Origin of the sequence: Spirosoma taeanense, from assembly GCF_013127955.1 — a bacterium.
GTDB lineage: Bacteria > Bacteroidota > Bacteroidia > Cytophagales > Spirosomataceae > Spirosoma > Spirosoma taeanense.
The window spans coordinates 5,493,842-5,514,099 of sequence record NZ_CP053435.1 but is presented as its reverse complement, the minus strand read 5'-3'; the positions used below and the strand labels follow the sequence as shown (position 1 = coordinate 5,514,099).

Annotated in this window: 19 protein-coding genes; 11 read left to right on the top strand and 8 right to left on the bottom strand. The window is 50.5% G+C overall.

The window, feature by feature from the left end; genetic code table 11:
* Nucleotides 1-9: 9 nt before the first annotated feature.
* On the bottom strand, nt 10-858 hold the full coding sequence (gene prmA, locus HNV11_RS22915; RefSeq protein ID WP_171741881.1) for a 50S ribosomal protein L11 methyltransferase: 849 nt from the start codon (nt 856-858) through the stop codon (nt 10-12).
* A gap of 368 nt (nt 859-1,226) precedes the next feature.
* Here prmA and HNV11_RS22910 point away from each other — a divergent pair, with 368 nt between their 5' ends.
* Both HNV11_RS22910 and HNV11_RS22905 read left to right on the top strand, forming a co-directional pair.
* On the top strand, nt 1,227-2,723 hold the full coding sequence (locus HNV11_RS22910; RefSeq protein WP_171741880.1) for a S41 family peptidase: 1,497 nt from the start codon (nt 1,227-1,229) through the stop codon (nt 2,721-2,723).
* Between the two features lie 66 nt (nt 2,724-2,789).
* Nucleotides 2,790-3,326: a 3'-5' exonuclease gene (locus tag HNV11_RS22905; RefSeq protein ID WP_171741879.1), complete on the top strand. Its 537-nt coding sequence runs from the start codon at nt 2,790-2,792 to the stop codon at nt 3,324-3,326.
* A 3-nt stretch (nt 3,327-3,329) separates the two neighbouring features.
* Here HNV11_RS22905 and HNV11_RS22900 read toward each other — a convergent pair whose 3' ends face one another.
* On the bottom strand, nt 3,330-6,584 hold the full coding sequence (locus HNV11_RS22900; protein WP_171741878.1) for a ligand-binding sensor domain-containing protein: 3,255 nt from the start codon (nt 6,582-6,584) through the stop codon (nt 3,330-3,332).
* 225 nt (nt 6,585-6,809) lie between these two features.
* On the opposite strand from HNV11_RS22900, the gene HNV11_RS22895 reads away from it, so the two are divergent.
* Entirely contained in the window at nt 6,810-8,909 is a 2,100-nt protein-coding gene (locus HNV11_RS22895; protein WP_240163654.1) for a prolyl oligopeptidase family serine peptidase, read from the top strand.
* 78 nt (nt 8,910-8,987) lie between these two features.
* Here the strand turns inward: HNV11_RS22895 and HNV11_RS22890 are convergent, their stop codons facing one another.
* Nucleotides 8,988-9,500: a hypothetical protein gene (locus HNV11_RS22890; RefSeq protein WP_171741876.1), complete on the bottom strand. Its 513-nt coding sequence runs from the start codon at nt 9,498-9,500 to the stop codon at nt 8,988-8,990.
* A 329-nt stretch (nt 9,501-9,829) separates the two neighbouring features.
* Between HNV11_RS22890 and HNV11_RS22885 the strand changes: the two genes are divergently transcribed.
* Nucleotides 9,830-10,228 (top strand): LytR/AlgR family response regulator transcription factor, encoded by a 399-nt coding sequence (locus HNV11_RS22885; protein ID WP_240163652.1) that lies wholly within the window; start codon nt 9,830-9,832, stop codon nt 10,226-10,228.
* A gap of 214 nt (nt 10,229-10,442) precedes the next feature.
* Here HNV11_RS22885 and HNV11_RS22880 read toward each other — a convergent pair whose 3' ends face one another.
* The gene (locus tag HNV11_RS22880) at nt 10,443-10,643 is read right to left on the bottom strand and encodes a hypothetical protein (protein ID WP_171741875.1); all 201 of its coding nucleotides are present in this window, start codon (nt 10,641-10,643) and stop codon (nt 10,443-10,445) included.
* Nucleotides 10,644-10,879: 236 nt separating this feature from the next.
* Nucleotides 10,880-11,149 carry a hypothetical protein gene (locus HNV11_RS22875; RefSeq protein ID WP_171741874.1) on the bottom strand — a complete coding sequence of 90 codons (270 nt, stop codon included), beginning with the start codon at nt 11,147-11,149 and terminating at the stop codon, nt 10,880-10,882.
* Between the two features lie 339 nt (nt 11,150-11,488).
* Between HNV11_RS22875 and HNV11_RS22870 the strand changes: the two genes are divergently transcribed.
* From HNV11_RS22870 to HNV11_RS22860, 3 genes are all read left to right on the top strand, one after another.
* The gene (locus tag HNV11_RS22870; RefSeq protein WP_240163650.1) at nt 11,489-11,782 is read left to right on the top strand and encodes a hypothetical protein; all 294 of its coding nucleotides are present in this window, start codon (nt 11,489-11,491) and stop codon (nt 11,780-11,782) included.
* Between the two features lie 192 nt (nt 11,783-11,974).
* A complete protein-coding gene (locus HNV11_RS22865) occupies nt 11,975-12,364 on the top strand; it encodes a LytR/AlgR family response regulator transcription factor (protein WP_171741873.1) in 390 nt (129 codons plus the stop codon).
* 131 nt (nt 12,365-12,495) lie between these two features.
* Nucleotides 12,496-12,756: a hypothetical protein gene (locus tag HNV11_RS22860; RefSeq protein ID WP_171741872.1), complete on the top strand. Its 261-nt coding sequence runs from the start codon at nt 12,496-12,498 to the stop codon at nt 12,754-12,756.
* Nucleotides 12,757-12,802: 46 nt separating this feature from the next.
* Here the strand turns inward: HNV11_RS22860 and HNV11_RS22855 are convergent, their stop codons facing one another.
* Complete coding sequence (locus tag HNV11_RS22855) at nt 12,803-13,390, bottom strand: hypothetical protein (protein ID WP_171741871.1); 588 nt, start codon at nt 13,388-13,390, stop codon at nt 12,803-12,805.
* Nucleotides 13,391-13,523: 133 nt separating this feature from the next.
* On the opposite strand from HNV11_RS22855, the gene HNV11_RS22850 reads away from it, so the two are divergent.
* A complete protein-coding gene (locus tag HNV11_RS22850) occupies nt 13,524-13,754 on the top strand; it encodes a hypothetical protein (protein ID WP_171741870.1) in 231 nt (76 codons plus the stop codon).
* Between the two features lie 390 nt (nt 13,755-14,144).
* Here the strand turns inward: HNV11_RS22850 and HNV11_RS22845 are convergent, their stop codons facing one another.
* Nucleotides 14,145-14,909, bottom strand: a complete 765-nt coding sequence (locus HNV11_RS22845; protein ID WP_171741869.1) for a cupin domain-containing protein — start codon at nt 14,907-14,909, stop codon at nt 14,145-14,147.
* Between the two features lie 145 nt (nt 14,910-15,054).
* Entirely contained in the window at nt 15,055-15,636 is a 582-nt protein-coding gene (gene msrA, locus HNV11_RS22840) for a peptide-methionine (S)-S-oxide reductase MsrA (protein ID WP_171741868.1), read from the bottom strand.
* A gap of 181 nt (nt 15,637-15,817) precedes the next feature.
* On the opposite strand from msrA, the gene HNV11_RS22835 reads away from it, so the two are divergent.
* The 3 genes from HNV11_RS22835 (at nt 15,818) to HNV11_RS22825 (ending at nt 20,257) form a co-directional block, all read left to right on the top strand.
* Nucleotides 15,818-16,699 carry a PPK2 family polyphosphate kinase gene (locus HNV11_RS22835; protein WP_171741867.1) on the top strand — a complete coding sequence of 294 codons (882 nt, stop codon included), beginning with the start codon at nt 15,818-15,820 and terminating at the stop codon, nt 16,697-16,699.
* A gap of 30 nt (nt 16,700-16,729) precedes the next feature.
* Nucleotides 16,730-17,605, top strand: a complete 876-nt coding sequence (locus tag HNV11_RS22830; RefSeq protein WP_171741866.1) for a PPK2 family polyphosphate kinase — start codon at nt 16,730-16,732, stop codon at nt 17,603-17,605.
* Between the two features lie 225 nt (nt 17,606-17,830).
* On the top strand, nt 17,831-20,257 hold the full coding sequence (locus HNV11_RS22825) for a TonB-dependent receptor (protein WP_171741865.1): 2,427 nt from the start codon (nt 17,831-17,833) through the stop codon (nt 20,255-20,257).
* The last annotated feature ends 1 nt before the right edge of the window (nt 20,258 follow it).

Here is a 20,258-nt window from a genome sequence, read left to right as displayed (position 1 = left end):
AAAACGCAGCTACGCAGCTGCGTTTTCATCTGGTTTTTGAAAGAGGAGCGAAGTCCACTCCCGGATGGCCATATCCTGAATGAGTGTTAACCCGGTTTCAATCGCTTTTTGTTGAATATCGGCGGCATCATGTTCATAAAACCCGCTGACCAGCAGATAACCTGCTGAGTTTAGTAAACCGACATACGCTGGTATTTCGGCCAGCAAGACGTTGCGGTTAATGTTGGCCAGAATTACATCATAGCGGTTACTGGAATCAACGTCAGCAATAGTCCCCTGCAATACCGTGACCTGTGGACAGGCGTTCAGCTCGGCGTTTTCGCGGGCATTTTCCACGGCCCACTCTTCAATATCAAACGCCAGTACCGACTGCGCGCCCATTTTAGCCGCCAGAATGGCCAGAATACCCGTGCCGCTGCCGACATCCAGGACCGTCTTACCAGTGAAATCAAGGCTTAGCTGCTGTTCGAGCATCATGGCCGTCGTTTCGTGATGGCCCGTACCAAACGACATTTTTGGATTAATGACAATGTCGTAACGAAACCGGGCGTCCGGTTGATGAAAGGACGCCCGGACCCGGACACTGTTGGCCACCTCTATTGACTCATAATCGCGCTCCCACTCGGCATTCCAGTTTCGTTTTTCTAACGAACTGACTTCGTAGGCTATTGCCGTCTGGTCAGCGTATTTAGCAACCAATTTTTGAATCTCAGTTTCGTCAAAAGCGGGCTCCGTAATGTAGGCGTTCAGACCCTCATCGGTTTCGATAAATGACTCAAAACCAAGTTCGGCCAGTTCGGCGGTAAGGATGTCTGTGTAGTCGAGCGATACGCGCAAATTCAATTCAATATAATTCATACGTCAAAGTAACGAAAAAAGGCAAGCCAGTTTGGTTTGCTGTCGCTGTTTAAAGGATAGAAATAAGCCGTATAGATGGGCTGGTGGCATTGCCTGACAACTAAGCTGGTAATGGACCGTTCATGTCGCGCGCGAGGATAGGGTATAAGTTGGAATAGGATTATACCACGTTCAAATTATGCTTTTTATTCTGAGATAGAGGGCCTTAGTAACGTACAGGATTATACGATTAATAGGGAAAAACTGACCGAAAACAAAATTTTACCAACTCTCTAAACAATTTGAGTTGATTTTAGTTGCGCCGGTCTTTATATTCACAGAATGAAAACTAAGCCTAGGGGTTTAGTCTTATACCGTGACTATTGCCGATGAACGTCAAGCGCCTTTTACTCTGCTCAATGGTACTCATTGGGCTGTGTCATTCCCTGGTTCCTGCTCAGACTCTTACCCCCGAACAAGCCCGTGTAGATCTTAGCTATCTGAAACGTAAACTTGATATGCTGCATCCCGGCATGGGTTTTTACACACCCCAGCCGCGCATGGAGCAGCTCTACGATTCACTGTACAATCGACTGACCGCACCCATGGATTATCTGACGTTTTTTCGTCACGTTAGTCCATTTGTTACGGCGCTGAAAGACGGGCATACCAATCTCAATCATCGCAAAAATTATATTGGTAAAACGACGCGCTTTATTCCGTTTTACATTCGGCCGGTCGGCTCCCAATACTATATCAGCCATAACGTATCGGCTGATACCAGCCTTCGGCGCGGTACTACCTTGCTGACGATCAACGGCCGGAGCGTGGCCGAGCTGCATCACGAGCTGATGAATAACGACCACTCCGGTTCTGATGGCGATAACCTGACGGGCCGTCGGCAGTGGAGCCTGGTACAGTTTGCCGACTATTACGCAGCCTGGTATGGCTCGGCCGATTCAATTGCCATTACGTACCAGCTTCCCGGCGATACCCTGATCCGACAGACCCGGCTGCGCTGCCCAACGCTCAATGGATTCCGGTCGGTTATGCAACGGCGCTACCGGAACGAAATTGATCGCCGGTCGAATCTGTCCGTGCAGGTTGTCGATACGCTTACGCACACCGCCGTGCTTCGGGTATCGTCGTTCATGGGCATTAAGAAGACAGACCCGTTCCAGCGAGCCTACAACCGGCGTCTTAAAGAGGCTTTCCAGCAGATTCGGAAGGAAAACGTACAAAATCTTATCGTGGATATGCAGGGTAATGGCGGGGGCATTGTTCTGAATTCGGCCCGGCTGCTGCGCTATTGGATGCCCGAGCCGTTCACCATTATGGAGCATGAAGAGATGAAGAAGGCGGCCCGGGCCGAACTTGTGACGCGATGGAATCCTTTATCGGCGCTCAATTTCAGCCTACAGTATAAATCAACCCGCGATGGGGGGTTTGCCAGCCGTTCGAGTCGTCGGCGATATCGTCCACGTAAACAAACCGCGTTCAAAGGAAATCTGTATTTCATGATGAATGGGGCATCGTTCTCGGCTGCGACGTCGGTGCTGGCTAAAACGCTCGATGCGGGCCTGGGAACGTTCGTGGGTGAGGCAAGTGGCAGTGCCTACTGGGGAGATTTTGCCGGCCATTTCAAAACTATTACCCTGCCGCACTCGCGGATTCAGCTACGGATCCCACTTAAAAAGCTGACGCACGCGGTTGTGGCCGAACGGGCTAACGGCTTCACGGTCGAACCTGACTTTACCGTCACCCGATCGCATGAAGACCTGATGACGAACCGCGACTATGTCCTGGATTATACGATGCGGCTCATTCGGCAGGGCGTAGTCGCCCGTCAGCCCATTAAAATACGCCCCCTGCAGGCGTCACGGTAGTTTCAGTAGACAACGCTGGTGCGATGAAAGCTCCGCATATTCTGAAAATACGCGTATCTTTATACCGTGTATTGCATTGTTGATGTTGAAACTACCGGGGGCGTAAAAGGACCTACCCGTTTAACCGAGGTTGCTATCTTCCGCCACGACGGGCGTCAGGTTGTTGATTCGTTCCACTCGCTGGTGAACCCCGGCTGTCCGATCCCACCATTTATCCGTCATCTGACCGGCATCTCCGACGAGATGGTGCAGGAAGCGCCTACCTTTGCTGAAGTAGCCTCTGACGTGCTTTCTATAACCCAGGACGCCATCTTTGTGGCGCATAACGTCAATTTCGACTTTAACTTTATCAAGAAAGAACTCGACTGGCTGGGCTATGAGTTCTTTCGGCGGACGCTCTGCACTGTCCGCACCAGTCGCAAGGTGTTTCCCGGCTTTCCGTCATACAGCCTGGGCAAGCTCTGCCGGTCGCTCGAAATACCGCTTAATGACCGCCACCGGGCTCATGGCGACGCTGCCGCTACGGTTCAGTTGTTTGAGCGGCTGCTTCTGCACGACGCGCATGGCTTAATTCCTCGCGTAGGTCTGGCAATTCCGCATTAGGTCTTACAGCGTCCGCGTCCGAAAAAACTTGCGGGTCGCGGCCCAGCCCGTTGGTACCTCAATAATTGCCCGAAGGCCCTGCCCCGGTTGTGTTTGCCAGGTGATACGGCCGTTCAGCAGCACCACCCGCGATTCAATACTGCCAATACCCAGGCCCGTGCCGTTTTGCTGAATCTGTGCGTAATCGAACCCCTGGCCATTGTCAGAATAAGTCAGCAATAGCGAATTGGATTGCCCCTGAACGTGTAAATCAATGCGGTGAGCGTTGGCGTGTTTGAGCGAATTGTTGACGAGTTCCTGCGTGATGCGGTAAAGCATTACTTCCATATCGGCCGGAAGGCGGGTCCTGACCGAGGGCCCCTGGCTGTCGACATCGAGGGATTCCTCACCGGGTGCGTCGGCCAGTGTCAGGTGCAGTTCGACGGTACCCATTGTGTTAATGCGCGAAAACAGTTCCTCAACGGCGGCTACGTACCCATAGCGTTCCAACGTTTGGGGATTGAGTTTCCGGAGCAGGTTGCGAACATCGCTGATGGTGTTGTTGATGAGTGCAAAAATGTTGTTTTTGAGCATCTGCACACCGGATGCATCCAGAACGTCTGTTCGCTGAGTGGACAGTGCCGACTCGTCGGTCGTTTCGTTGATGTGCTGCACCAGCCGGGTCGTGTATAGTTTCAGCGTGGCCAGCCGTGTACCTATTTCGTCGTGCAGGTCGCGGGCAATATCTTTTTTAACCTGCTCCTGGATGTTGTAGGCCAGCCGCAGCCGCTCGGCCTGCTGTCGTCGGATACTGTTCTCGCGCTGGCGAATCCAGGCATAAGTCAGTACCGCCAGCAACACAATCATGAAGGCAATAAAGGGAAGCGTTTGCCAGAACGGCGGATGAACCAGGATGGTTAGCTTCCGAACCTGCGTACTCCAGTGTCCATCCTGATTGGCGGCTTTCACCTGAAAGACGTATTCACCCGGTGGCAGATTGGCATAACGGACGTAGTTTCGTTCGCCCGCCGAGACCCACTGCGGATCGTGGTTTGTCAGCTGATATTGATAGTTGTTATGGCCGTTGCTCAGATAATCAAGCGCGGCAAATTCCATTGAGAAGGTATTCTGGTTGTGCGTCAGCTCAATGGTATCTGCTTCACCAACGTATTTGTCGGAAGCAAAGGGCTCCTCGTTAACATTAAACGAGTAAATATACACCTGCGGGCCGAACAACGAACTGCGGTACTGATCGGGTCGGAAGCGGTTGAAACCGTTAACGCCCCCGAAGAACATTTCGCCGGTAGCCGTCTTCAAAAAAGCGTTTCCGTTGAATTCATTGCCCTGTAGGCCATCGCTGAGGGTAAAATTTTTAATGACATTTTCCTTCAGGTCGAGTCGCGAAATGCCCCGGTTCGTACTAATCCAGAGATTATTGTCCTGATCGGCGAGGGAGCCGTACACAAAGGAGTTGGCCAATCCCTGCCGCTCTGAATAAACAGTCAGCTCACCGGTTTCTGGATTCAGCCCAACCAGCCCCCGGTCCGTAGCCAACCACAGCATCTGGCGGTCCGGGTCGGGGCGCATATTTAAAACCATCGACCCGCCAAGGCCCGCGCGGACCAGGCGCCAGGGAGCCGTATTGTTGGCGGACAGCTGGTAACAGTAATATCCGTTCAGGTACGTACCTGCCCAGAGTTGGCGGGAGGCCGCGTCATACCATATACTAAAGACATTCTGCTCGGAAAGTGTCGGAAGTTTTGCCAACCGGCGCTGGCGAATATTCAGCTCATACAGCCCATCTTCCGTAGCGGCTATGAGTAGGTTTTCGTTCAGGGTAACGAAATTACGAACGTAATTGTCGGCTACCTGGCTGGTTCCAGCTTCGAATGGAATAAAATCGAATGTCTCTGTTTCAGGGTGGTAAGCCATTACGCCCCCTATAACACCAACCCAGATGCGCCGTTGCGGATCGCGGTAAAGACTTCTGACGGTGGGTGCGTTTTTGCGGTTGGTCAAAAACTGCTGGGTAATTCGGTTCGTGCGCGGGTCCAGAATGTTGATGCCGTTCTCCGTAGCAATCCAGATTCGATCAAATCGCTCTTCCAGAAACGCTCGTATGGTGTAGTGGCTCAGCGTGGGCGTGGAAGGAAGGGCGTTCAGCATGGAGCGCTTCGTGATACCTCCGAATAAAAAGGCGTTGGGAACGATACGGGCCAGCCCATCGGGGTCGGTATTGGCCCAGACAATCCCCATATCGTCTACATAAACCTTACTGATCTCGAATTCGCTCAGCTGACGAGCGTCGTTGGTAAACTCATTTACCTGTACAAATTTTCCCGAACGCTTATCGAACGACAGAACTCCATGATGCTGGGTACCCAGCCATAACCGGCCTTTTCGGTCGGGGGCAATGCTGTAAATAGCACTTAAGGCCTGACTGGCGATCTGATCGTATGCCTGAATTGTATTTAATCGATGATTGAATCGAAGCAGACCAGCAGGGGTACCCAGCCAGACAACGTCCTGCTCGTCGACGTAAAAGGAGAAAATAGTTTGAGCGGGTCCAAAACGGTTGCCCGGCTGGTCGCTGAAATAATAGGATAACGTTCGGTCGCGGAGGTTATATCGGGCCAGACCTTTCGGCGCGTGCAGCCAGACGTCGTCCATACGGGTACGCATGGTCGAACTGGGATTGTCATACTCTTTGGGTGGGTGCAGCGACGGATTCAGGATTGTTTTACGTTGGTTGCGATAGTTGAACCGAACAAGACCTTCGAAGTCGCTGAGGTACAGCAGTTCTGTTTGGTCAACGAAAAACGGTATTGTTCGACTTGCCTTTGGTTTCCGGTTACTGTCTAAGGCAAAAAAACAGTCGAAACGATCACGCCGACGATCATAGCGATTCAGGCCTTCTTCGGTGCCCACCCACAAATTTCCGTCCGGGTCTTCCACCATCCCGACGATATTAACGCCTACGATTGTTCCCGACTGGGTAGTTCCACCCGCGCCAACCATTGGCCGATACGTGCGAAACCGGTGACCATCGTAACGGTTCAGGCCATCCTGCGTACCAAACCAGAGAAAATTACGGCTGTCTTTCAGCATCGAATAAACCGACCCCTGCGTCAGTCCATCGTTCACGCCGATATGATCAACCCGGAAGGGAGTGCCGGGCGGAGTTTTTGCGTAGGTCGTTAATCCGCATCTATACCCGCACAAGGCACTCCACAGGAGCAGCCAACAGAGCGTTCTGCGGTGCGGGAATGACAGCGTCATGGCGTGTATCGGATAAGGTCATGCAGCTGTAAATGAGCTATCTATTTGGCAGATTTCCAAACTCATTCGGGGGCGGCTGGATTTAATCCAGCTGTTTTGGCGCGAAAAGCCCGTTTGATTTGCTGTTCTGGCCTAACGGGTCGAAATTCGTAGCACTATTGTTCCAATAAAAACTTTAAACGCTTAGCTCCAATGCGTTTTACCAACTTCATTCGACTATCTCTCATGCTGATTTCTTCCGCTGCTGTGGCACAAACCGACGGGCCACTGACGTATCCCAAAGCGCGCAAAACTGATCAGGCCGATACGTATCATGGTACACCGGTGAGTGATCCCTACCGCTGGCTCGAAGATGACCGATCAGTCGAAACCGCCGAATGGGTCAAGGCCGAAAACAAAGTTACGTTCGACTATTTGTCGCAGATTCCCTACCGGAAGCAACTACAGGAACGCCTGGAGCAGGTGTATAACTACCCGAAATACTCAGCCCCCAGCCGTAAAGGGGACTGGTTTTATTTTTCGAAAAACGACGGCCTGCAAAACCAGTCGGTCCTGTACCGTCAGAAAGGCCTCGACGGTAAACCCGAAGTTGTGATCGATCCGAACAAGTTGTCTGCCGATGGCACGACCCGCCTGACAACGTTCTCACTGTCAAAAGATGGGGCTTACGCCGTAGTGGGTACGTCGCAGGGTGGTTCTGACTGGAATGCGTACCGGATTATGAAGCTGGCCACCAAACAATACCTACCCGAAACCATCGAGTGGGTAAAAGTATCGGGGGCGGCCTGGCAGGGTGATGGGTTCTACTACAGCCGCTACCCCAAACCCGAAGGCTCAGCGCTGGCGGCAAAGAACGAAAACCACCAGGTTTTTTTTCATAAGCTGAACACGGCTCAGTCGGCCGATCGGCTGGTGTTCGAGGATGCCAGAAATCCGCAGCGGTTCCACACCGTTCGGACAACCGACGATGAACGATTTGCAGTGCTGTCGATCAGCGACCGCGGCCAGGGTAAGGATGGAAACGCGCTGTATGTGGCCGATGCTAAAACTAGTCAGCAGAAATTTGTGCCGGTCGTGTCGGAGATTACGAATTTTCAGTACGGTGTTCTGGACAACGATGGTGGCGATCTGCTCATTGAAACCAACGCCGACGCGCCCAATAGCAAAGTGATGCGCTATAGTCCATCGACCCAAAAGTGGACAGTCGTGATTGCCGAAAAACCCGAGCCGCTCGTCGGCGCCGGAACGGCCGGTGGCAAACTGTTCGTTGAGTATTCAAAAGACGTAACCTCCCGGGTGTCTGTATTTGATTATACAGGTAAACTCGAAAACGAAATTCAGCTACCGGGTCTGGGCGAAGCGGGCGGCTTTAATGGCGAGAAAGACGATAAGTTTGTGTTCTACACCTTTACGTCCTTTACCGTTCCGCCCACAATCTACCGGTACGATCTGGCCACCCGGAAAAGCATGGTGTTCCGCGCGCCCGAGGTCGATTTTAAACCAACCGATTACGAGACAAAGCAGGTATTTTATACCAGTAAGGACGGAACGAAAATTCCTATGTTCCTGACCTACCGGAAAGGCATGAAACTCGACGGGTCAAATCCTACGCTGCTGTATGGTTACGGTGGTTTTAACATCAGCCTGCCTCCGGGCTTCAGCGCGCTCCGGATTCCGTTTCTGGAGCAGGGCGGTATTTACGCGCAGGCTAACCTGCGGGGAGGCAGTGAATACGGCGAAAAATGGCATGAGCAGGGCATGAAGCTCAAAAAGCAGAATGTCTTTGATGATTTCATCGCGGCTGCCGAATACCTGATTCAGGAGAAATATACCAGTTCGGCAAAACTGGCGATTCAGGGCGGATCAAACGGAGGTTTGCTGGTGGGTGCCGCCATAAACCAGCGTCCTGAACTGTTCCGGGTAGCCATTCCGCAGGTAGGGGTTATGGACATGCTGCGATTTCATAAGTTCACCATCGGCTGGAACTGGATCGCCGACTACGGCAGCAGCGACAATGCCGATGAGTTTAAGGCGCTGTATGCGTATTCGCCCATTCATAACCTGAAGACTGGTTCGAACTACCCCGCTACGCTCATTACCACGGCCGACCACGACGACCGCGTTGTGCCCGCTCATTCGTTCAAATATGCGGCTACCCTGCAGGAGGTTTATAACGGGCCAAACCCGGTGCTGATCCGGATTGATACCAACTCGGGCCACGGAGCCAGCAACACCAAAAAGAATATCGAGACAACAGCCGATATCTACTCGTTTATTCTCTGGAATATGGGCGTAAAAAGCCTGAAAGAAATCGCTAGCAAGTAAGCTGTAGCAAACGCCAATAAAAAAGCCCTTCCAAAGCTGGAAAGGCTTTTTTATTGGGAGTATTGTTAGTTTAAACGGTTACAGTTTGAAGGTAACACCAAGTTTCAGCGTAGCCAGACTAGAGCCAAGCTCGGCAAAACCTCCTACATTCTGACTGAAGAAGTAGCGACCACCGAGGTGAATCGGGAGGTATACCGCTCCATAGTTATCCAGATAGCCGCCGTACGAGAATGAGTAGTATGAAAGCCCTAAGCCAGCATACAGGTCAACGGCATCGCTGGTCAGGCTGAGGAGTTCATTAAAGTGGTATGAGCCCCGTGCGCCAATATCGAACGAGTTGTATTTGTACGCACCTACGCTTCCATAGCTTTTGTAGCCAGCTACAGCACCTACCGTAATGTTTTTAGTGACCCCGAAGTCAGCCGCGGCATTTAAGCCAATGCCACCGCCTACCGTATAGTAGCCATAGCCGCCAACACCAATACCAAGGTTGATGAACTTAGTGCCTTTGTCAATCGCTAACTGGCCAAACGACTGAGTGCCTGCCAGCAGCACAAAAGCCAGTAAAAACAGAAAGTTGAATTTTTTCATGAGACAGAACTGATTAAAGTAAAACTGCGACAAATTAACGTCTATTCGTATTGGCGTACAAATACCAATATAGGCACTTATTATTCGGTCGAACTGGTTAGTGTGCATCAATAAAAGTCTAGACAAGACGCCTTCACTACGTCTGGTAACTGGTCGTCTACTACCGGGACACTGAAAAAGCCCAGTGCCGTTCAAGGGGCTGATAAACAGTTAATTATCTTAATTTAATATTATACGTTGAATCTATATAATTAATGGGATAATTGCTGTGATTATCAATCTATTGGATTATAAATTGACGTATAAAGTGTTCAGTACCTAATCCAACTATGATGCAAGCACTTAATCTAGCAACGACAATCTCTGCTGATTTAATTGATTGGCCGCTTATGCGCCTGTATGTGCGGGAGACCGGCCGTCAGTTTGTTTCGGTCGCAAATCTGGTTTATCTGGAAGCCGATACCAACTATTGCTGGCTTCACTGGAAAACTGGCCAACCCGTATTAACGCCCCGCACGCTGAAATATCATCATGCCAAACTGCCGGCCAGGTGGTTTATTCGGCTACACCGCAAGTGCGTAGTGAATCGTCAGTTTATCGATCGGTTGGAATATACCAATTCCGGCTATCGGGTGCATATGACTACGGGCGTGTCCTTTCCTGTTTCCCGTCGGCGCTGGCGGGAGGTATTACAACAGATGGACGGTCAGCAGACCTTTATTAATTAGCTTGAATGGTTCAGCGTTTTCCGGCGGAAAGTCTGCACTTTGTAGGAGCTTCTCAATACAACCTGAATAATAAAAAAACGCCGGGTCATGACTCCCGGCGTTTTGCCTGTACAACTGAAGTGCTTTTACGTCAACGATCAGCGGCAGAACTTCCTGCGATTTCTGCAACATACTGAGTCGGCGCTGCCGATGACTTAAAGCGGCACGGGTGGCCTTACTTCTGGTCTCCCTGCTGACTGTCGAGCTTGGTTAACTTGGTCGCGTCATAGTCCTGTTCACCTCCGTGTTCTTCCTGGATGGGTGCACAGGTTACTATCCGGCCGCCTTCTTTAGTTGATTTGACAATCATTGGTGGTCCACCGTCGAGTACCGTAACGTGGTCACCGGGCTGGAATTGGGTCTGAGCAGTTTCCATGGATGTTGAGAGATTTAGTGAACGTATAAACATGAATGCCCTGAGTAACTGGTTTTACAGCATTATGAAGGCGTGTAGAGCCAATAACAAGCGAACATAGCCACTGGTTTGCTTCAGGTTCACAAAGGTGATTGAAGCGAACGAATCATAACTCTCCAATGGTGTACAGGCAACTCAGGGCCCCAGCCAAACAAGCTTCTTAGCTGGTCAGAACGAGTGGAGACGTTCGCCCGGCTTTAGTTAGTGGATTTAGAAATGGTTGAAATTTTTAATGGATAAAAGCCGATCTGCATCAGTCGGTAGGCAAACCGGCGGGGAACTACCCAGTACATGGCTGCATCATTGGTCATAATGCGAACCTCCCGGCCAGAAATACCCTGTTGCTGCAGGCATTGCAAGGCTTTGAGAGGATCTGTAAACGAAGCAATCTGAACTGTGCCGTCAACGGGCATCACCTGAGCTATCTGTAGCAAAGGTGCGCACTTAGCTAAAAAGGTAGAACTCATAATGGTTATTGATTGAAAGAGTTTATAGGCGGTGATAGGCGAGGAAAGCCCAGGGCACCGTAATAAAAGTAGTCGCACTTACAATATCTATCCTAACTCTGTGTATGAAACCGGCTAATCATGTATATAAAGCATATAGCCAAACGAGATCAAATAGCCGCTATTATAAATACTTAATGACTGGTAACATTGTAGAATGAAGGTCATAATCAACTTGTTAACCCCGGTGAGTAAAGCAGTTCATCGCGCTTTTCAGGCAGTCCATCCACCGATTTTGACCGTTGACACAAATTGGTTTTGATGATAAGTGCCCAGCGAGTTACCTTCGATATTCGAATTTTGATCCAGCTACTTTCTAAGCAGGCCATGAGTGTTGTTATCAAACCAACCGTCAATAATATTATCAGTCTCTGGTTTGGCGCCGATACGCCGATTCGTCAGTACAAAATCAAGCTGAATCCCGACTTATGGAAGGCCTGCCAGCGGATAGATCATAGCTTTCATGTCTCTTCAAAGCTTCGTTCACCGGAGCAGTATCGGAAATCGGACAAGATAGCTTTTGCCAGGGCTGTACAGCAGGAATTAAACCGCCTTAGGGCATCAATGAGTAAGGAAACGGGTTGTTTCGCCTGATTGCGCCTTAACTCGTAAGTGCAATAGGCTGTGAGCAGCGTTGTCTATAGCCATTATCTATGGCCACAGTGACATCTCTACATACAGAAAATAGCTGTTCATACCAGATTTCATAAAATTTAATTTGTTGATTTACAGTAGTTAATTAATTTTATAAAGATTGTTCATCTATTCCACCTAACAAGTTAACGTATGACGAACGTTTCCTCTTCTATTTACGCACGTGGTGAAGCGCCTACTAACTGGCCACCTCTTCAACTCTATCTTCGCGATAGCGGCCGACAGGCTTTTCCGGTGATGAATCTGGTCTATCTACAGGCCGAAACAAATTACAGCTGGTTACAGTGGGCTGACGGCCGGCGTATTCTGATGCCGCGCACGCTCAAGTATTATACGCCTATGCTGCCGGCTGAGTGGTTTATCCGACTGCATCGGAATTGCATCATTAACCGCTACTATATTGATCGGCTGGAACGGACGGAATTGGGGGGATTAGTTCACCTGACAACCGGCGCTACGTTACCCATTTCGCGTCGGCGGTGGACGGCAGTTCGCCAACAACTGCTGTCGACGATTTCCTGAACGACATACAATCGCACCACAATTAAAAAGCCCATCCAATCGGATGGGCTTTTTAATTGTCTCGTGTCTGCACCGGGGGTTAAATCTAAAGCCTGACGCAACCGCCCGACATTTTCGTGCGTATATATTGTATGCGCTTCGTTACTGTCTTCTCCCAGCTTGAAACGTGTTACGCTGTCGGGTTCGATGAACTACCCGACGCGGTTGATTTTTTGTTCTGGGGTTACGAGGAGTATGAATTACTGCCCTACGGAGTCTATGATGTGCTCACTGATGAAGTAACTGTCTATGAGCACAAAGGGGAGGTTGTAGCCCGATTCGATCCTGAGGTGATTACCAAGACAGCGCTGAGCTACTTAACTAATGCGGGCGTCCGTTTAAAAAAAGCCTGATGCGTCGGTTACCTTTCCTGCCTGGATCGTTTAGTGCGTTCTGCTATTAGTTTTTCAACGTGCTCAAATACTCGTCAAGGAAGGGGTCGCTGCCTCGTAATTCACATTCGGAAGATAAAGCTGTGAACTTCTGGCTGGCTATAATCAGACTGGCGCTTTCCTCGGGCTCACAATCTGCCGTATAACCTTTCCGGTGGACAACCAAAGCCGTAATGTCGCCATTTTGCCATGCTTCGCTCCACATAGACAAAAGTTTATCTGGCTCCCTAGGGCAAAGACGTAAAACGGTTTCTGGCTTAAGGAGCCCCGGACCATGCTGAGCCAGAAAGCTCATTTTCAACGTATTGCTATAAGGGCAGGAAATTCGGAATAGTGTATTGTCATAAAAATACAGTACCAGATTCGCAACCTCGATGCCCGCAACTTTGGTTTTACGAGCTGAAAACGAACGAATATGGGAGCATACCAACGTTAAAGTGCCTTTAACATAGGATTCGTCCTGTTCATTGAAATCGGCTGAATTTAGCGAGTCGGGCGTTGTAACGCCAATGACGTAACGCCCTAATCCAGTGAGATTTGATTGCGCTTTGCCCAGGTGGGATACTAACAGGAGGGCAATCAGAACATATTTCATCCGGCCACGCTTTAGGTGAGAGACTCCCTAAAATAGAAAATAAGCGTCAGACTCAGGCGTAGCCCTTATAAAAACCGTCTGCCATTCAGGGCAGATAAGCAACCATCTGACGATGAGTAGCGTATAGGGTAGCATGAATAAATCCGTACAGGGCAAGTGGCTCGAAGACGCATTTAAGGCGCTGGGCGTAACTGCCTACAAGGTCTGTAAGCAGCTGGAGCAGGACCGTCCCGATAAGTATTATCAGCATTTTAAAGGACGTTCGTTTCTGAACAGTGAATCGCTGGCTGAACTGGCCCGGCTTTATCCGAAGCTGAATATTCGCTATATCCTCACGGGTGAAGACAGCCCGCTTTTACCCTGAGCTAGGGCTACTCTGGTGTCACATCAGGTTCACCAGCCATTAAAAGTTGCTAACCTTGGTTACCCTAAAACTAAACATAGGATGCCTGACGGTTAACGAGGCAAAGCGGGACTCGGCTTCATCGAGTGTCAGTCTTTCGTTACAGTCAACCCGAACATATGGCCGGCCCGAAACAAGTTCCAGTTCTTTAATCGGCACCCATTTCCCATCGCCAGCGGCCCAAAATTCCACCTCGTAGTACGTCATCGCCTAACTTGGATTTAATGACTGAACGATTCAACAGATAATCCTTGATTCTGGCTTTGGATGGGGACGTTTGGTGAGTGTAAAGTCCGCCCGGTTGTTAGCAATGTCAAGTTAAGTGTAAATTAAAAGCTAAAGTTTATTTAGTCACTCGAATTGCAGGACAAAATAAGTGCATTGTTCCTGACTATTCTTCTGCAGGCTATGCAGCGTATTAGGCTCCAGGAAAATCACATCGCCCGCTAGCACCCCCTGCTGCGTTTCGTCAATACGCTCCTGAACGGCCCCCTCTACTACGATCACAATTTCGGCCGCCCGATGTCTATGGGGGGAATAGGCCTTTGAGCCTGGACTCAGTGTCGTGACGTGCGCTGTAAGTCGCTTCGCCATGATCGTTCCCGTATCAATTATGGGGCGGTTCCCCTCGTTATCAGGCGTTATCCGACCCATCTCTTTTCTATCGACCCAGAAAGAGGTGCCCATCAGTCTGTACAGGTCCAAATCCGGCATTTCGTTAGACATGTATCGGATCTGATAATAGGTGAGTGGTTGAGACGATTTATTTTCCAGGCGATGCGCATCGCCCGGCATCAGCAGCACTATACTGCCGGGGCCAAGCTGGGTTCGTTTTTCTCCAATCGTTAATGTTAATTCGCCCGCCTTGATGATTAGTAAGACCTCCTCATCGAGTTCCTGGGCAGGGTGGGCGGGCTGGTTAGCGAACAGGGTTATGGCCTGAACCGTGAGATTGGAAAAATCTCGGGTTATTCCCGACAGAAAGGTTCGCTCTTCATAAGTCGGATGCCTGACAACGGGCGACAGGGGCCACGAATAAACGTTTGAGGCAACAGCCTGCGAGAAGGCTGAGGGAGCAGCTAACACCAGAACGCAGAATAGCAGAAACGACCTCATAGAAAGAGAGTACCCAGCAACTGACATGAAAAGCAATCGAACGACCTAAACTAATCAGCTACCCGGTCCTGCTACGCCACATTCTGGCATTAGCCAGCCGACGCTTAAGGCCACAAAAAAGCCCCTTGTGGGGGCTCATTTGCGGTTATCCGTGATTGATTACCGAGTCGCTCTGCGGCTTCAGTTTTTCTTTAAATACCTTCCTGAACTTGTCTAGTTTCGGAGCGATAACGAAAGCGCAGTAACCCTGATTTGGATTCTTGGCAAAATAATCCTGGTGGTAGGCTTCGGCTTCGTAGAACGTTTCGGCCGGGCTAATCTCTGTAACGATGGGATTAGGATACGCACCAGCTTTGTTCAGTTCGTCTTTTGCTGTTTCGGCCAGCTGTTTCTGCTCGTCGTTGTGATAGAAAATCACCGACCGGTATTGGGTGCCAACATCGGCGCCCTGGCGGTTCAGCGTAGTTGGGTCGTGGCTCCGAAAGAAAGCTTCCAGCAGTTCCTGGTAGGTAATTACGCTGGGGTCATAGGTTATTTCAACGCACTCGGCGTGGCCGGTAGTACCCGAGCAGACTTCCTTATACGTAGGATTGGGATTCCGGCCACCTTCGTAGCCCGATACGGATTTGATAACCCCATCGAGCGATTCAAACACGGCTTCGGTGCACCAGAAGCAGCCAGTGCCAAACGTGGCTTTCTCGTAATTTGCGGATTGATTTGCGGTCATAATGAGACTGTCTTAGCAACGGTCGGTTAAATCTACGCTATCCGTCCGGCAACTGGCGGCTGAGTGGTTAGCACAGATGCCGATGCCGTTCGCAGAACCGATTACAACCATTAGGTTGGATTCTGGTTGTTAGCTGTAGTGATAACGTAACTGATTCGCGTAAAGTTTACGCGTCCTGTCCGTGAAAGAACTCGATACCGACCGCTTCCGCTACGACGGTTCTAAGCCGCTCAAAATCAAAAAAGCGCCAACGAAAGTAGATGATCTCTATGAAGATGGGGACGAATACGAAACTCGTCTGCGCCAGCATGCTGAACAGATCGACACGTGGCAAAACCGCATGTATGCCGACAACCGCTATGGATTGGTCACTATTTTTCAGGCGCTGGATGCGGCCGGGAAAGATGGCACTATCCAGCACGTATTTACCGGCACCAATCCGGTGGGTGTAAAGGTATATTCCTTTAAGCGTCCCACCGATCAGGAGCTTGACCATGACTGGCTGTGGCGCAGTTGGCGCGAACTGCCTGAACGGGGAATCCTCGGCATTTTTAACCGATCGTACTACGAAGAGGTTTTGGTGACTAAGGTTCATCCCGACATTCTGACCCAGAACCAGCGTCTGCCCGGAAAAGAAACCGATGACTTGGATAAACTCTTTAAGCATCGGTACGAAGCCATTCGGCATATGGAAAAATTCCTGCACCAGAATGGCTTTCCTGTCGTAAAATTCTTTCTGCACGTATCGAAAGAAGAACAGGCTGAGCGGCTTATTGCCCGGATTAAGAACCCGGCCAAAAACTGGAAATTCGACGAAGGAGACGTAAAAGAGCGTGCATTCTGGGACGGTTATCAGGAAGCTTACGAAACCTGTATTAACGAAACTGCAACTGAGCACGCGCCCTGGTATGTCATTCCTGCGGATGACAAAAAAAATATGCGGCTGCTGGTCGGGCAGGTGCTGATCAACGAACTTGAGAAATTGCCCATTGCTGATCCGAAGCCGGACGAAACACGCTTTAATGAATTACAGAAGCTCATTCCGATCATTGAGAAGCAATAATCGACCGAGGTTGTTTTGTCCGCAAACGTTATGAAATTCAATAGCAAACAATTCCGTTACGACGGACACAACAAGTTCTCGGTCGCCGGTACGCCTACGCGGATTGATCCGTTTTACGTCGACGAAACGGATCGGGCCCACCAGCTTGATGAACTGGCTACGCGTATGGATCAGGCTCAGAATCGAATGCATGCCGACGAGCATTACGGGTTGCTGGTCTTATTTCAGGCGATGGACGCTGGGGGTAAAGACAGCAGCATCCGGCACGTGTTTAAGGGCGTTAATCCGTCGCGGTTTAAGATGGCGGCTTTCACCAAACCCGAAAAGACGGATCTGAAGCATGATTTTCTGTGGCGGTTTTGGCAGGAGCTACCCGAACGGGGCTACATGGGTATTTTCAACCGCACCTATTACGAAGAAGTGCTGACCCTGCGGGTTCATCCGGATCGGCTAAGCCAGAGTAATATACCCGAGAATCTGCTGCCAAAGGATGAGAAAACGCTCTGGAAGCAGCGTTTTGGCGACATTGTGCATTTTGAGGATTACCTGTTTCGCAATGGTTTTCCTATTGTCAAATTTTATCTGCACGTATCGAAAGAAGAGCAGGGTAAGCGGCTCATTGCCCGCCTGAGCGACACCGAGAAGCAATGGAAGCTGAGCGAGAGCGATCTGGAGGAGCGGCAGCACTGGCCAGCGTACATGCGGGCTTATGAAGACACGATTAATGCGACGGCTACCCGACAGAATCCCTGGTACGTGATCCCGAGCGATGACCGGCCAAATCAACAGCTCATTATCGCTACCATTCTGGCGGAGGTATTGGAGTCTTTACCAACCCGGTTTCCGGAAACAGATCCCGCCAAAGCAAAAAAGCTGATTAAGGAAATTCAGAAACAGGATAGCTAAGTCGGGTCTATTCAGACGTAACGACAATTGGTAATGGCATAGGGTTTCCCTGCTTTTGCCCATAGACCCTTTAAAGGTTTTATCCTATCCCGCGCGCCGTTCAGCCTCTCGATTCGCTGGTTCATCTAATTTTCAGTCAAGCGGCTTCTGTCCAGACGTACTTTTGCTTCGTCATGAATTTGTTCGCGTAACCGGCCAGACAAGTCCTTACGCGCTTGCTACGCTATGAAACATAATTTCGTTCTGTTATACGTGCTTTGTCTGGTTACTGTGTTGACGCCATTCACAAATGCTGTCGCGCAGGCGAGTCAGAATGTGCTTGGTCGCAACTCTGCGCAGGCAAACCTGACCGTTAGCGGATACATCCGGGACGCTGCGAATGGCGAGGGGCTCATCGGTGTATCGGTTTACGTAAAGGAGACGGGTACAGGCGCCGTTACGAATAGCTACGGCTTCTATGCCATTACCGTGCCTGCCGGGACCTACACTCTCGTGATCTCGTACGTAGGCTACGAAAAACAAACTAAAACCGTTGCTCTAACTGATCAGAACCGGCGTCTGGACCTTGAACTTACGGAAGAAGGAAAGCAACTGCAGGAAGTGGTGGTTTCGACCCGGCGCGAAGATGACAACGTAAAAAACATTGAGATGAGCGTTAACCGGATAGACGTAAAGACGCTGCAACGGATTCCGGCGCTGCTTGGTGAGGTGGACGTTGTACGTAGTATTCAGTTGCTGCCGGGTGTTTCAACGGTTGGGGAGGGGGCAACGGGCTTCAACGTCCGGGGCGGCAGTATTGATCAAAATCTGGTTCTGCTCGACGAAGCGCCCGTTTATAACTCTTCGCACCTGTTTGGTTTTTTTTCGGTCTTCAACCCCGACGCGGTCAAGGATGTCAAACTGATTAAAGGCGGCATTCCGGCCCTGTATGGCGGACGAATCTCGTCGATTCTGGACGTTCGGCTAAAAGAAGGCAACGCCAAAAAGCCCGAGCTCAACGGCGGGATCGGACTGATATTTAGCCGGCTGTCCTACGAGCGTCCTCTTTTCAAAGGAAAAGGTTCGTTTATCATCGCCGGTCGGCGATCCTATGCCGACATCCTGGCTCAGCCGTTCCTGAACGATGACCTGAGAGGCTCAAAATTTTATTTTTATGATCTTACCGCTAAAGCGAACTACCACGTCAATGACAAGAACACAGTGTTTCTGTCGGGTTATTTCGGGCGCGACGTGTTTGGGGCCGATTTTGGCTTCAACTGGGGCAATGGCACGGCTTCGGCCCGCTGGAATCACGTATTCAGCGACCGGCTGTTTCTGAACACGACTGCTTACTACAGCAACTACGATTACTCGCTCGACTCCGACCTGAAACGTAAGGAGGAAAACAAAAACGATTATTTCCGTACCAACTCGCGCATCGTCGATTACAGCCTCAAGCCCGATTTTACGCTGTTTCTGGGTAAAAACACCATTACGTTCGGAGGCCAGAGCATTCTACACGATTTTCAGCCTGGTACGGCAACGGCTGCCAGTTCGGGCAGTGTCCGGACGTTCGGGCTGGAAAGCAAATACGGTTTGGAAAACGCGCTGTACATAGGCAATGAGCAACAGATGTCGCGCCGGTTGCAGCTTCAGTATGGGTTGCGCTATTCACTCTATAATTACATTGGGCCGGGCGAAGCCTATACTTTTGCGACCGATGTTCCGGCCGGCCAGCGTCGTAATCCAATCGCGATCCAAACCTATAGACGAGGGGAAACCATCCAGACGTACGGCAACTGGGAGCCCCGCTTTGCGGCTAAGTATGAGCTATCTGACAACAGTTCGCTTAAACTCAGCTATAACCGTCTGGCGCAGTACATCCACCTCGTTTCAAATACGACGGCTTCTACACCGCTGGATGTCTGGACGCCTTCGACCAATAACATTAAACCGCAGATTGCCGATCAGATTGCGGGCGGGTATTTCCGCAACTTTGGCGCGGCTAACGAGTTCGAAGCCTCGGTAGAAGGGTATTACAAATGGCTCCATAACCAAATTGACTATATCGACGGCGCCAACCTGATTCTGAACAAGTTTCTGGAGGGCGATTTGCTGAGCGGCAACGGGCGGACCTACGGGGCCGAATTTTACGTAAAGCGCAACCGGGGAACCATCAACGGCTGGGTGAGCTATACGCTGGCTAAAACCGAACGGCAGGTGACCGGAATCAACAACGGCAACTGGTTCCCGGCGCGATTCGACAAACGCCACACGCTCACTACGGTACTGCTGGTTGATCCACCCCAGGCCAAACGCTGGAATTTCTCGGCAACCTTTACGCTGGCCAGCGGTACGCCCGCTACCTTTCCTACCAACCGCTTTGAATACGGCGGCTACGTGGTTCCACAGAACGCTGACAACGCCCGTAACAACTACCGAATTCCAACGTACCACCGTCTCGATCTGGCCGCTACGCTACAGGGACGCCGTCGACCGGGTAAACGTAAAGAAGACAACTGGGTGTTTTCGGTCTATAATGTGTATGCCCGGAAGAATCCCTTTTCGGTCTTTTTCCGACCAAATACTGATAATCCCCGCCTGACGGAAGCCGTACGCTATTCCGTCTTTGCCACGGCCATACCATCGGTGACCTATAATTTCAAATTTTAAG